11 protein-coding genes are annotated in these 13,938 nt (G+C 58.9%); 9 read left to right on the plus strand and 2 right to left on the minus strand.

Translation table 11 applies throughout. The features are described from left to right. Positions 1-76 precede the first annotated feature (76 nt). The 3 genes from araA to BPSY_RS00275 all read left to right on the plus strand — a co-directional run bounded on the left by araA (position 77) and on the right by BPSY_RS00275 (position 3,477). Complete coding sequence (araA, locus tag BPSY_RS00265) at positions 77-1,597, plus strand: L-arabinose isomerase (protein ID WP_033497997.1); 1,521 nt, start codon at positions 77-79, stop codon at positions 1,595-1,597. A 267-nt stretch (positions 1,598-1,864) separates the two neighbouring features. Next, positions 1,865-2,713, plus strand: a complete 849-nt coding sequence (locus BPSY_RS00270) for an aldo/keto reductase (protein WP_033497999.1) — start codon at positions 1,865-1,867, stop codon at positions 2,711-2,713. An 11-nt stretch (positions 2,714-2,724) separates the two neighbouring features. Continuing rightward, on the plus strand, positions 2,725-3,477 hold the full coding sequence (locus tag BPSY_RS00275) for an HNH endonuclease family protein (RefSeq protein WP_033498002.1): 753 nt from the start codon (positions 2,725-2,727) through the stop codon (positions 3,475-3,477). Between the two features lie 9 nt (positions 3,478-3,486). On the opposite strand, the gene BPSY_RS00280 is transcribed toward BPSY_RS00275, so the two are convergent. Then, positions 3,487-5,034, minus strand: coding sequence for an MDR family MFS transporter (locus BPSY_RS00280; protein ID WP_033498004.1), 1,548 nt, complete (start codon positions 5,032-5,034; stop codon positions 3,487-3,489). 319 nt (positions 5,035-5,353) lie between these two features. Here BPSY_RS00280 and BPSY_RS00285 point away from each other — a divergent pair, with 319 nt between their 5' ends. Further along, entirely contained in the window at positions 5,354-6,664 is a 1,311-nt protein-coding gene (locus BPSY_RS00285) for a sensor histidine kinase (RefSeq protein WP_033498006.1), read from the plus strand. Positions 6,665-6,707: 43 nt separating this feature from the next. On the opposite strand, the gene BPSY_RS00290 is transcribed toward BPSY_RS00285, so the two are convergent. Then, positions 6,708-7,418 (minus strand): response regulator transcription factor, encoded by a 711-nt coding sequence (locus BPSY_RS00290; RefSeq protein WP_033498008.1) that lies wholly within the window; start codon positions 7,416-7,418, stop codon positions 6,708-6,710. Between the two features lie 583 nt (positions 7,419-8,001). Between BPSY_RS00290 and BPSY_RS00295 the strand changes: the two genes are divergently transcribed. From BPSY_RS00295 to BPSY_RS00315, 5 genes are all read left to right on the plus strand, one after another. Continuing rightward, on the plus strand, positions 8,002-9,132 hold the full coding sequence (locus tag BPSY_RS00295; RefSeq protein WP_033498010.1) for a phosphate ABC transporter substrate-binding protein PstS: 1,131 nt from the start codon (positions 8,002-8,004) through the stop codon (positions 9,130-9,132). 192 nt (positions 9,133-9,324) lie between these two features. Continuing rightward, the gene (gene pstC / locus BPSY_RS00300; protein ID WP_033498011.1) at positions 9,325-10,278 is read left to right on the plus strand and encodes a phosphate ABC transporter permease subunit PstC; all 954 of its coding nucleotides are present in this window, start codon (positions 9,325-9,327) and stop codon (positions 10,276-10,278) included. Then, complete coding sequence (gene pstA, locus BPSY_RS00305) at positions 10,278-11,291, plus strand: phosphate ABC transporter permease PstA (protein ID WP_156099226.1); 1,014 nt, start codon at positions 10,278-10,280, stop codon at positions 11,289-11,291. The genes pstC and pstA overlap by 1 nt, the downstream gene beginning before the upstream one ends. 36 nt (positions 11,292-11,327) lie before the next feature. Then, a complete protein-coding gene (gene pstB, locus BPSY_RS00310; RefSeq protein WP_033498013.1) occupies positions 11,328-12,107 on the plus strand; it encodes a phosphate ABC transporter ATP-binding protein PstB in 780 nt (259 codons plus the stop codon). A gap of 325 nt (positions 12,108-12,432) precedes the next feature. Next, positions 12,433-13,833, plus strand: a complete 1,401-nt coding sequence (locus tag BPSY_RS00315; RefSeq protein ID WP_033498015.1) for an NCS2 family permease — start codon at positions 12,433-12,435, stop codon at positions 13,831-13,833. Positions 13,834-13,938: the final 105 nt, after the last annotated feature.

Below are 13,938 nucleotides of genomic sequence, written 5' to 3' on the forward strand. Positions count from 1 at the left end.
GCCTGCCTGCACCGGGCGAATCAGCTGTCACAGCAATATCACAGGACATAACACAACGAGGAGTGTGGTGAGCACAATGACTATGGAAAACCCCTTCGAAGGCAAGGAACTCTGGTTCGCCGTCGGTTCGCAGGATCTCTACGGCGAGGAAACACTGCGACAGGTGGCCCAGCAATCCGCCGATATCGCGGATACGCTGAACGCCTCCGGCAGCATTCCGGTGAAGCTGGTATTGAAACCGACATTGAAGGACTCGGAATCAATCAAGAACTTCATGATCGACGCGAATGCCGATCCCAAGGTGATCGGCATCGTGGCATGGATGCATACCTTCAGCCCCGCGAAGATGTGGATCCGGGGTCTTGAGCAGTTGAAGAAGCCGTTGCTTCAGCTCAATACGCAGCACCATCTTGAGATCCCCTGGGACACGATGGACATGGACTTCATGAATCTGAACCAGGCGGCGCATGGTGACCGTGAGTTCGGATACATCGTGAGCCGACTGGGCATCGCGCGCAAAATCGTGGTCGGGCATTACACCGATCCCGATGTGGCCGAGCGCATCGGGGTGTGGGCACGCGCGGCCGCCGGCTGGGACGCGGCCAATAATCTCAAGGTCGTTCGCTGGGGCGACAACATGCGTAACGTCGCCGTCACCGAGGGTGACAAAACCGAGGCTGAGCGCGTGTTCGGCGTATCGGTCAACACATGGCCGGTGAATGAGCTGGTCGCCGCCGTGGACGCGGTCAGCGAGGAACAGGTCGATGACGTCATCGAAAGCTACAAGGAGCTGTATGACATCGCTCCCGAACTGCTCGGCGAACGCAAGGAATCATTGCGTGTCGCCGCCCGTGAGGATGCCGGAATGCGCAACTTCCTGGATGGGGTGGGCGCCAAAGCCTGCGTCGATTCCTTCGAGGATCTCGGTGCCCTGCGTCAGCTCCCGGGAGTGGGTGCGCAGCGCCTGATGGCCGACGGCTATGGTTTCTCCGCAGAAGGTGATTGGAAGACCTCCGTCCTGGTGCGTATCGGGGCCGTGATGGGTTATGGATTGCCCGGTGGGGCCTCCCTGATGGAGGATTACTCCTATAATCTGGTTCCCGGCAAGGAGAAGATCCTTGGCGCCCACATGCTGGAGGTATCCCCATCACTGGTCTACGGTGATGCCTCGAAGCCCCGGCTTGAAGTCCACCCACTCGGTATCGGAGGCAAGGAGGATCCTGTACGCCTGGTCTTTACTGCCACACCGAAGAAGGATGCTGTCGTGGTGGCGATGAGCGATTTCCGTGAGCGTTTCCGTCTGGTGATGAATGTGGTCGATGTGGTCGAGCCGGACCATGATCTGCCCAAACTCCCCACGGCCCGCGCCCTGTGGGAGCCACGTCCGAATCTCAAGGTCTCGGCCCAGTCATGGCTGCTGGCGGGTGCCGCGCACCACACCTGCATGACCACCTCGGTGGGTCGTGAGGCATGGGAGGACTTCGCGCGCATCGCCGGGGTCGAGTTGGCCACGATTGACGAGAACACCACGGCGGCCGCTTTCGAAAAGGACCTTGAACTCTCGGAGATGTACCACCGCCTCAATAACCAGCACTGAGCACCGGGAGCACGGCGGGCTCCGATCGTGCGGCAATCGGACCTCGGGCAGCCGGAACAGGAACAGGAACAGATGGTAAGCGCTATGCCGTCTGTTCCTGTTTCGCGTATCACGGCCTATTCGGGTCGTGGCGGCACGGTGAACGCCGCATCGATCGATCGCCATGATCGCCACGATCGGCAAGACGGAATCGCACATTCCCATGCCACGCTGTGATGCCCCGAACCATTAGAGTGTTAAGGGAAGCAGTTGGTGAGAGGGGTAGGTATGGATTCGGTGGCGAGTATCGCTCTGTCGGATGGGATGAACATCCCGCAGATCGGTTTGGGTGTGCTCCGCGTGCCCGACGGTGAAACAGCGTCCGTGGTCGAATCGGCGCTGCGCATCGGGTATCGGCATATCGACACCGCAGCCGGGTACGGCAACGAGGGCGGTGTGGGCGAAGGCCTTGAACACAGCGGATTCAGCGGGGGAGAGCGACGCGGATCCCTGTGGCTGACGACCAAACTCCGTGATTCCGAACAAGGCTTCGACAAGGCACTTCGGGCCTTCGACAGACAACTCTCCCTGCTGCGCACCGATTACGTGGATATGTATATGATCCACTGGCCAACACCTTTTGATTGGCGCTCGGATGAGGTCTGGCGCGCATTCGTGCGTCTGCGTGGCGAAGGCCGCGTGCGAAGCCTTGGAGTGTGCAACTTCCTTCCTGAGCATCTGGAACGCCTGCACCGGCAGACCGGTGAATACCCCAGCGTCAACCAGATAGAGCTGCATCCGACCTGGCAGCAGCGTGAGGTCACTTCGTACTGCGCGGCACACCACATCGCGGTGGAAGCGTATTCCCCCATGGCGAGAGGCGCCGATCTGCAGGCCGGCGATGGCACCATTGAGCGCATCGCGCGGCGGCACGGCGTGAGCCCGGCTCAGGTGATACTGCGTTGGCATATAGAGAACGGCACCATCATCATTCCCAAATCCGTGCATCCCGATCGTCAGCGCGAGAATCTCGACCTTTTCGGGTTCAGCCTTGAAGCCGGTGAGCATGCCGAAATCGACGCACTAGATGGGCCTGACCGTGCGGGGCACGATCCGATGACCTTCTCCTACGCCTAGGGCGGCTGGTTATGGCGCGTCGCAGGAACAGCAGATACTCGCCCGCCGCTTTCCGGTCGAGTTCACCGACGGAGCGATTCCTCACACTGGTGGTGATCGCACTCATCGTCGGGGTCACGGTCGGTCTTTTCCTACCCGACTTCAACAAGGACACAGGAAGCGTCACCGGCGCATACACCGCCACCGGCGATGCCGCGCAGACTCTGCAGACGCTTCGTGTGCATAATGATGACTACAAGACCACCGGCTATGACAGGGCCCTTTTCGGATATCGCAGCACGGATGACGACGGTGACGGCTGCGACGTTCGCGATGAGATCCTTGCCCGTGATCTCAAGGAGATCCGGTATTCGAGCAGCAAGAGCTGCCAGGTGCGTTCCGGTGTGCTGAACGACCCCTATACGGGCAAGACCATCTATTTCCTGCGTGGTATGAAGACAAGCCGTGATGTGCAGATCGACCATGTGGTGGCTCTGGAGAACGCCTGGCGTTCGGGTGCGAACACCTGGGCGAGCAAGCAGCGTTACAGTTTCGGCAATGACCCATACAACCTGCTTGCGGTGGACGGTGACGCCAACTCGGATAAAGGCAGTTCATCTGCGGCATACTGGCTGCCGGAACAGCAGAGCTACCGCTGTTCATATGTGGCGAGGCAAATCGGTGTGAAAGCGAAATACTCCCTCAGTGTGACCACGGTGGAGAAGAAGGCGATGATCGCGGTGCTTCATTCCTGCCCGGGGCAGGTGCTTCCCGCGGACCGATAGAGGATGCCTTCAGCGGGCCTGAATCGCCGGAGCATGGACGATATGCATACGTCTGAGCGCCCGACGTGTCATCTCACGTCCGGAACCGGCCCCATCACCCTTGACCCCGAAATAGATGAGCAGAGCCATGGCCAGGCAGATGAACGAGGAGACGCGAAGAGCCCACTGCACGCCGAACACACTGGCAAGGACCTGCGCATGCGGCTCATTTCCCAGAGTGCCGGCGTGCATGGTGGTGAAGGTCTCCAAGAGGATCACCAGCACCGGCGCACCAACGGCACCGGCTATCTGCCGCACGGTGTTGGTCACCGCGGATCCAGCGGACAGATCCTTGGGTTCCAGGCAGTTCAACGACCATGTGGTGATCGGCATCAGGACGAAGCCCATGCCGACCTGGCGCACGAACTGGCAGATGGAGACCCACCAGATCCAGGTGTCCATACTGACCAGACTCATGCCGGCCGTGCCGAGCAAAAGCATCCAGCTTCCGGTGATGGCAACAGGGCGGGCACCGAAGCGGTCCAAGGCCCTTCCTCCGAAGAACTGTGCGATGGCCATCCCGAAGGCTCCCGGCAGCATGATCAATCCGCTCATCGTCGCGGAGAAGCCACGGTCGGTCTGGATGTACAAGGGCATGATGACCATAATCGAGCTGAAGGCGAAGAAGGAGAGCGCCGCGCAGATCGTGCCGATGGTGAAGCGCCTGTTCTTGAGCACCGAGAGGTCCAGCAGCGGATTCTCCTTATGGAACTGCCTGAATATGAACCATATGATTCCGAGCAGCCCCACCAGCATCGGCAACAGGGTCATCGGGCTGGTTATCGGGTAATTCTCGATGTTGGTGAATCCGAACATCAGTCCGCCGAAGCCGAATACCGAAAGACCGACCGAGAAGAAGTCCGTATTCGTCTGTTTGTCGGTTTCACTGAAGTTGCGCAGACCGAATACCGAAGCAAGCAGGCACAGGATACCCAGAACCGTGAGCAGCAGGAATATCGAGCGCCAGCCCGCGAAATCCGTCTGCCATCCACCCAAGGTCGGTCCGATGGCGGGCGCCACGCTCATGGCGATGCCTACTGTGCCCATCGCCACACCGCGTTTGGAAAGCGGGTAGATCGAGAAGACGGTGATCTGGAGCACCGGCCACATCACGCCTGTGCCGACCGCCTCCAGGGTTCGTCCGGCCAGGACCAGAACGAAGGATTGGGACAGCCAGCTGATTATCGAGCCTATGGTGAAAACGGCCATTGAAGTGATGACGATCTGCCTGGTGGAGAAGCGTTTGGTGAAGAACGCCGTCAGCGGCACCATCACACCCATGACCAGTTGGAATACCGAGGTAAGCCATTGGCCGTTGGTGACCGAGATGTGGAAGTCGGAGATGATGGTGGGCAGTGCACTGGTCAGCTGCAGTTGCGTGAAATTCCCCACGAAGGTAATGATCGTGAGTATCGCTATGGAAAGCAGCGCGGCGTGCGACAGCTTGCCATTGACCATTGCCTCATCGCGACTCAGTGCTTGTGATCTTCCCAACAAAGCGATGCCACCCATCTTCATAATCGTTTCCCTCGCCCACAGTACCGTGCGCGCGGACGCCTCATCGAAGAGGTGCCGTGACGGTGCACCGTATTTGGACAACCGAAATATTCTACTCCCTCCCGTCTTCGCTCACAGGCGATACCGTCATCCACGCCTATTCACGAGTGCCCGGCGCATCCCGGTATGTGCATACATGACAACAGGTGCCGCTTTGCACGGTCGCGTCCCTGAGCGCCGGAGGGCGGCACCGCGGGAAGCGGGGCTTTGTATGATTGTTGCGGACAGTCCCGCGCAACGGTATTCGGGGCGTAGCCGATCATTGAATGGAAGAGACGTCATGCTGGTGAATCTGACGTGGTCGCAGATGGCGCTTCTCGGCGCCTTCGTGCTGGTGGTATTCGTGGTGGCCGGAAGGGCCTGGTACCTTGCGGGCATGCGGACAGAGCACAATCGCGTGGAGGCTTTGCATCTGAATCAGCATTCGATTTTCGATGATTCGGCTTCTGTCAGCGAAGTCGAACAAGGGCTGATCGAAGTGATGCCTGATGCGGTGATGATCGTCGATTCACATGCACAGGTCAAATACTGCAGCCCCGGAGCGGTGGCGTTGGGCATAGCCGATGGTGCCTCCGTCAGTTCTCCTGAGATCGTCGACATCCTCGCCCGAACCGTTTCCGATCACACCCTCCGAGAGAGGGAATTCGAAGTCCCGCTGCCCATGCACGCACGCGCTGCCGGAGCAGACTCCCCGTCATCGTCCGTCGCATCGGGAAAGGGCCTGCAAGCCGGGAAAGCCGCACCGGCGGACAAACTCTTCCTGCGTGTGCGCACAGGGAAAATAGCCGAGGACCTGTATGCCGTGCTCATTCGTGATGTGAGCGAACAGCGTGCTTTTGAACAGATGCGCAGGGATTTCGTCACCAATGTGTCCCATGAGTTGAAAACGCCCGCGGGGGCCATATCCCTGCTCGCCGAGACCGTGAATGACGCGGCGGACGATTCCGATGCGGTGAGGTATTTCAGTTCACGGATATCCAAGGAGTCCGCACGTCTGACCGAGCTGGTCGGCAGACTCATCGACCTGCAGAAAGCACAGGATGAGGAGCAGCACCCGGACGACGTGACCACGGTCAATGTACCCGATCTGGTGCGAGAGGCCGCGGGCGAGAACCAGGTGCAGGCCGAGGCGAAGCATATCGAGCTCTACCTTTCGATTGATGGCAGGCAGATAGAACTCGGCAACACATGGCCGGAAGGTCTGACCTCCGAAAAGGCCATGGTGCTGCTCAACCGGGATGCTCTGAAAACCGCGGTGAAGAATCTGATCGAGAACGCCATCCGCTACTCCTCGGAACGTACCCGCGTGGTGATCGGCGTCGCCGTGGTGGATCAATCGGTCATCATCCGGGTGGTCGATCAGGGCATCGGCATCCCGCAGGCGTCACTGGGGCGCATCTTCGAGCGTTTCTATAGGGTCGATCCGGCGCGCTCGCGGGCGACGGGAGGGACAGGTCTGGGCCTGAGCATCGTCAAGCATTGCGTCGAGGAATGCGGCGGCACCATATCGGTATGGTCCCGTGAGTCGGAGGGCTCGACCTTCACGATAACGCTTCCCCTGCTGTCACAGGAGGATGGGGCCAGCCGCTGATTGCCGGAGCCGCGTTCCTTCGGATGGGCGACGCGGAATCGACTTACTCCGCTGTGGGCTCGTCGATTTTGTACCCGAGTCCGCGAACGGTGGTCAGATACTGGGGGTGTGCGGTATCCTGCTCGATTTTCGAACGGACCCGTTTCACATGCACATCAAGGGTTTTGGTGTCGCCGACGTAGTCGGATCCCCAAATGCGGTCGATGAGCTGGTGACGGGTAAGCACCCGTCCTTTGTTCTGCATCAGATATTCCAGAAGCTCGAACTCCTTGAGCGGGAAGAAGACGGTCTCCCCGTCGACCATCACCGAGTGTTCGCCGACCATCATCGAGATCTTGCCGCAGACCAGCGGCATATCGTCGCCGGTGGTGGCAGCGCCATCCGCGTCCACGACCTTGTTCCTGCGCAGCACGGCCCGGACGCGCGCCAGAAGCTCCCTGAAGGAGTACGGCTTCGTCACATAGTCATCGGCGCCTATCTCCAGACCGACGACCTTGTCGATTTCGGTCCCTTTGGCGGTAAGCATGATGATGGGAACGCGCGACTGCTCCCTGATCCGTCTGCATAGCGCGGTTCCGTCGATGCCGGGCAGCATCAGATCGAGCAGCACCAGATCCACACCACCTTTGGTGAAGATGTCAAGGCCCTCCTCGCCCGTTGCCGCGGCGGAGACCTCGTAGCCTTCGCGATTGAGCTGATACACCAAAGGTTCCCTATATGATTCCTCATCTTCGACAATAAGAATGCGAGTCATGTAGATTCATTCCTTCTGTTTGCATAGTCTTCTGTTTGCAGTGTTGTGGCTTATCAGTCCCGAAGCTTCGAATTCGAGGATTCTCGGCCTTCCCAAGCTTTTATCATAGCCAGCGCCCGTGCGCACGGCGCACTTCTGCTTACAGGCTCATCCCCACTCCTCATCCCATCCTAGCGGCAGGCCTTCCTATGCCGAGCGGCACCCGGCAGAAGACGGATACGGCGCATGGGCACACGCAGCCATCGGTGCCGGATATGCCTGATCCTTGCGTTCCCTTGCAATGACGGGCTTTCGGGAGGCTGAACGATGCGGGCGGGTGGGCAGGCGTGTGGTGGAGGGAGCGAAACACCGGCTTTCTGGGGGTGGATGCCCGACCTGAATCCGCAGGCAAAGAAATCAGTCCCTGTTCACCTTCTGTTCATCATATGAGGCCCACAGGGGGCAAAGTAGACCATACAGTTGGAGTTGTCATGAATAACAGTGTGCCGTGTTGATGACATGCGATGTCTTGGGACAGCGCGAACACCAAAGAGAAAGACACACAGGCGGGGTATCCGCCTATGGATGATAGAGGAAAGAACTTATGCGCAAGAATGTGTTGATCCGTTCCGTTGCTGCGATTTCCGGCCTGGTCATGATGGCCTCGCTCGCAGCTTGCGGCGACAATACCAGCTCCACCGCAGAGGGCACCAGTTCAAGCAGTGCCGCGGTCCAGATCTCGGGCGAATTCGCCGGAGCAGGCGCTTCGTCACAGCAGAGTGCTGTTGAAGCATGGCAGGCCGGCTTTGAAGCCAAGCAGCCTGATGCAAAAATCTCCTACGATCCCTCCGGCTCAGGGGCCGGCGTGACCACCTTCCTTACCGGATCCACGGTCTGGGCCGGCTCAGATGCCGCTCTCACCTCAGATCAGGTGACGCAATCCAAGTCGGTCTGCGCCTCGGGCACTGCCTTCGACGTGCCTGTGTACATCTCCCCGATCGCGATCGTATACAACCTGAAGTCCGCCGGACTCAACGGCAGCAGCAAGCACGTGAACCTTGACGGCGAGACCATCGCCAAGATCTTCGACGGCAAGATCACCAAGTGGAACGATGATGCGATCAAGACGCAGAACCCGGATATCGATCTGCCTGATCTCGCCATCACCGTGGTCCACCGTTCCGACAAGTCCGGAACCACCAAGAACTTCCTGAGCTACGTTAAGGACACCGCCGGCAGCGCATGGCCTTATGACGTCGAGGAGACCTGGCCGAACCAGGTCGGACAGGGTGCCAAGGGCACCTCGGGCGTCATCTCCACGGTCACGCAGGCTGAGGGCACCATCGGCTACGCCGATGCCTCACAGGTCGGTACCCTCGGCAGCGCAGCGGTGAAGGTCGGCACGAAGTATGTCGCCTACTCAGCCGATGCAGCGGCTAAGGTTGTGGATGCATCCCCGAAGGATGACACCGCGACCCAGGCGAACCGTGTGGTCATCAAGCTCGATCACAACACCACCGAAGACGGCGCCTACCCAGTCGTTCTGGTGTCCTACGACATCGCGTGCCCCGCATACAAGGACACGAAGAACGCCGAGTTCGCCAAGCAGTGGCTGACCTACGTGGTGAGCGAAGAAGGACAGAAGACCGCTGCGGAGACCGCAGGAAGCGCCCCGATGTCCGCCTCACTCCGCACCGAAGTGATGAAGTCCATCAACGCCATCTCCACCAAGTGAGACCGTTGAAGAACATCTGAGGCAGTTAGGATGATGTTTGGCCAAGCCCGCGTCGCAGACGACAGCATGTTATCGTCCGCGACGCGGGTATTTGCCGAATGAGGGCGATTCAGCCCGTATTATTCCGTTTGCATATTAAGGTAGATGGCATGAGACGAATGCGCTCGGCATTACCCAAGCGAAGGAGAACGTGTGAGTTCGCAAACATCAGTTGCCGAACACAGCAGTTCAGGCAAGACATCCGATAAGGTTTTCAAGGGTATCGCCTACGGCGCGGGGATTTTGATTCTTGTGGCGCTTGCGGCAGTCACGCTGTTTCTGCTGATGAGGGCCCTGCCGATGGTTACGGGGAACCAGAAGCAGAACGAAGAGACGATAGTGTCCTTCACCGGCGGGCAGGCGACGAACTTCCTGCAGTATGTGGGACCGTTGGTCTTCGGCACGGTTCTGGTATCCGCACTTGCATTGTTGTTGGCTTTCCCAGTGGCGGTGGGCATCGCATTGTTCATATCCCACTACGCGCCGAAGAAGATATCCACACCCTTGAGCTATGTGGTCGATCTGCTGGCGGCCATTCCCTCGGTCGTCTATGGACTTTGGGGTGGACTCGTTCTGGTACCCCACATCACAGGGTTCTGGACTTGGGTGGCGAAGTACCTCGGATGGATCCCATTGTTCAAGGGGCCTGTCGCGAATCCGTCAAGGACGGTAGCGACGGTTGCCGTGGTGCTGGCGGTCATGATTCTGCCGATCATCACATCCGTATCGAGAGACATCTTCGTGCAGGCTCCCCGTTTGCAGCAGGAGGCGGCTCTGGCCATGGGCGCGACGAAATGGGAGATGATCAAACTGGCGGTCATCCCATTCGGACGCTCCGGTGTGGTCTCAGCCTCCATGCTCGGTTTGGGCCGAGCGCTCGGCGAGACGATGGCCGTGCTGATGATCCTGTCGCCCGGACTGGGGTATTCCTTCAATATCCTTCAGGCATCGAAGAACCAGACCATAGCGGCCAACATCGCGGCGCAGTTCCCGGAAGCGAATGAGTTGGGGGTTTCCACACTGATCGCAACAGGACTGGTGCTGTTCCTCATCACCTTCCTGGTGAACTTCTTTGCCCGTAAAATCACCGAGAAAGCGACAGTCTGATGTCAGATACAGTGTCTTCAAACCATGCCGCGCCCTCGCACGATACCGCGCCAAGCATAGATTTCGATAAATTCAAGCCGACCAGGTCCTTCATCGCGGCGCGCAAGCGCAAGGATATGGCGATGCGCCTGCTGATCATCCTGGCTTTCTTCATCGCGCTGATTCCTCTGGTCTCCTTGTTGTGGACGACGATCTCAGCGGGTGTGGCGAGGCTGAACCTCAACTTCCTCACCTACAACATGTCCGGTGTGGTCGGAGGGAATCCGACACCGAGCGGTGGTTACGGCGGCATTCTGCACGCCATCATCGGCACCTTGCTCATAACCCTGGGCGCCATGGTGATTTCGATTCCCATCGGTCTGATGTGTGCCGTCTATCTTGTCGAATACTCCAATAACGGCAGGCTGGCCAAGGCGATCGCGTTGCTGGTTGACGTGATGAGCGGCATCCCGTCCATCGTTGCGGGTCTGTTCGCGTTCTCACTATTCGCTCTGCTGGGGGGGCCGGGCACGGTGAACGGCTTTGTGGGATCTGTGGCTTTGTCGCTGCTGATGATCCCCACCGTGGTGAAGACCTCGGAGGAGATGCTGAAGATCGTGCCGAGCGATCTGCGCGAGGCATCGTATGCGTTGGGCGTCACCAAGCAACGGACCATCACTAAAATCGTGTTGCGCACGGCGTTGCCCGGCATCGTGTCCGGTGTGATTCTCGCGATCGCACGTGTGATAGGGGAGACGGCCCCCCTGCTCATAGCATCGGGCTTCATTCCGTCAACCAATCTCAATCTCTTCAGCGGTCGTATGACGACTTTGCCGGTATATGTCTATAACGAGTATTCGCAAGGGCTTGCCACCTGTTCCGCGACGGCCCTTCAATCCAATCCGCCATGCCTGCCCGGCATCCGCATGGAGCGTGCCTGGGCCGCGGCCCTGGTGCTGATTCTGATCGTGCTGGTACTGAATCTGGTGGGGCGTTTGGTAGCGAAGGTATTTGCGGTCAAGACTCAAGACTGATGACCCAAGACGTAAGGCTTGGAAAGGAAACAAACAATGGGACAACGCATTGATGTCAACCACCTGAACGTGTACTACGGCGATTTTCTGGCCGTGGAGGACGTCAATATGGCGGTTGAGCCGAATAAGGTGACTGCGTTCATCGGTCCGTCCGGCTGTGGCAAATCCACGGTGCTGCGCACGCTCGACCGCATGCACGAAATCATCCCGGGGGCATATGTGAAGGGTGAGGTGCTGCTGGAGGGGCAGAACCTGTATGCCCCGGATGTCGATCCGGTTTCGGTGCGCCGCGACGTGGGCATGGTGTTCCAGAGGGCGAACCCGTTCCCGACGATGTCCATCAGGGACAACGTACTCGCGGGTGTAAGGCTCAACAACAAGAAGATCAAACAATCCGACGCGGATGATCTGGTCGAGTGGGCGCTTCGCGGCGCCAACCTGTGGGTTGAGGTCAAGGATCGTCTGGACAAGCCGGGCATCGGCCTCTCCGGTGGACAGCAGCAGCGACTCTGCATCGCTCGCGCGGTCGCCGTGCACCCCCAGGTGCTGTTGATGGATGAGCCCTGTTCGGCACTGGATCCAATCTCGACGCTTGCCGTGGAGGACCTGATCAACGAACTCAAGAAGGACTACACCATCGTCATCGTCACGCACAATATGCAGCAGGCGGCGCGTGTCTCCGATTACACGGCCTTCTTCAATCTGCGTGCGGTCGGAGAACCAGGGCATCTCGTAGAGATGAACGACACCAACACCATCTTCTCCAACCCCGAGCAAGAGGATACCGAGCGTTACATCTCCGGTCGTTTCGGATGATCCGCTGATACTGCTCAGCGCAGGGCGCGGTGCACCATCATGGTGCCCGCGCCTTTTGCGTGCTCCGGGAGGACCAGCCGGTTGTTCGGGGGATGACGGATCGGATCGAGCAGCCTTTCCGTGGGATCGTGAGGCATCGCCGGTCTGCGGAGACGGTCTGGTGAAAGGGTCGGCACCATGCGCGCTTCCCCGGAACATACAGGTATGAGATAGCTCACGTCCCATCAGGAACACGAAACATACACAAGACCTATACGGGTGCTATGCTCTCCCTTGTTCAATCCATATCTAATCTGTGTCAAATTCTGTAAGGGGAAAGAAGAATATGGAGAAGTTCTTCAAATTGAAGGAGAACGGCACAACTGTCTCTACCGAAGTTGTGGCTGGTATTACGACGTTCTTCGCGATGGCTTACATCATCGTGGTGAACCCTGATGTGCTTTCCAGTACCGGGATGCCTTGGGGGGCAGTATTCCTGGCAACGATCATCGCCGCGATCATCGGCACCCTCATCATGGGTCTGTTCGCCAACGTGCCGTATGCTCTGGCTCCAGGCATGGGGCTGAACGCCTTCTTCACCTTCACCGTGGTGAAGGGTCTCGGCTTCAGCTGGCAAGAGACCCTGAGCATGGTGTTCATCTGCGGTCTCATCAACATCATCATCACCGCGACCAAGTTGCGAAAGATGATCATCCGCTCCATTCCTCCGATGCTGCAGCATGCCATCGGTGGCGGTATCGGTATCTTCATCGCCTATGTCGGTCTGCTTAACGTCGGCATCGTGCAGTTCAGCCCCGACAAGACCGCGGCCGCAGGTGCCAACCCGGGCTTGGCCACATTCGATCAGCCCACGAGAATCCTGTTCCTCATCGGTCTGCTCATCTCCATCTTCTTCCTGGTCTTCAAGTTCAAGGGCAAGATGTCCTTCCTGAACAAGGGCGGATTCGTTATCGCCATCGCCCTGACCACGATCATCGGCATCCCGATGGGTGTTACCTCGTTGGCCCATACCACCGGACTCGGCGAATCATTCAGCCAGTTGCCACAGACGGTCTTCGCGATCTTCAGCAGTGACGGTTTCCCGGCGCTGTTCTCTGATCCTGCCAAGCTGCCGTTGGTACTGGTCACGATTTTCGCTTTCTCCCTCTCCGATACCTTCGACACCATCGGCACCTTCGTGGGCACCGGTCGTCGTTCCGGGATCTTCTCGGCTGAGGACGAGAAGGAACTCGAAACCGGTAAGGGCTTCAGCTCCAAGATGGACAAGGCCCTGTTCGCCGATGCCACCGCGACCTCGATCGGTTCCCTGCTCGGCACATCGAACACCACCACCTACGTGGAGTCCGCCGCCGGTATCGCCGCCGGTGGCCGTACCGGTCTGACCTCCGTCGTGGTGTCCATCTGCTTCGCCATCAGTGCCGTGCTCGCACCAGTGGTATCCGCCATTCCTTCGGCGGCGACCGCTCCTGTGCTGGTGCTCGTGGGCTGCATGATGCTCAGCTCCTTCAAGGAGATCGCTTGGGACGACATCACCTCCGCCATCCCGGCCTTCTTCGCAGCGGTCTTCATGGCCTTCTCCTACTCCATCTCCTACGGCATCGCAGCTGGCTTCATCACCTACTGCCTGACCATGACCTTCAAGCGCAAGGCGAAGGAAGTGCATCCGATCATCTGGGGTGTCGCGGTGCTCTTCGTTCTCGACTTCGTGCTTCAGGCAGTGCTCTGATAGGAGCATAGGTCGGGGTTTCCTACACGTCCCGTCACTGCAGGTCTGCTGCGGTGGCGGGATTATTATATTCCGGGTCGTCCGGCGCACGATGGAAAGGGCCAG

The organism is Bifidobacterium psychraerophilum, assembly GCF_000741705.1.
In the GTDB taxonomy this organism is placed as follows: domain Bacteria; phylum Actinomycetota; class Actinomycetes; order Actinomycetales; family Bifidobacteriaceae; genus Bombiscardovia; species Bombiscardovia psychraerophila.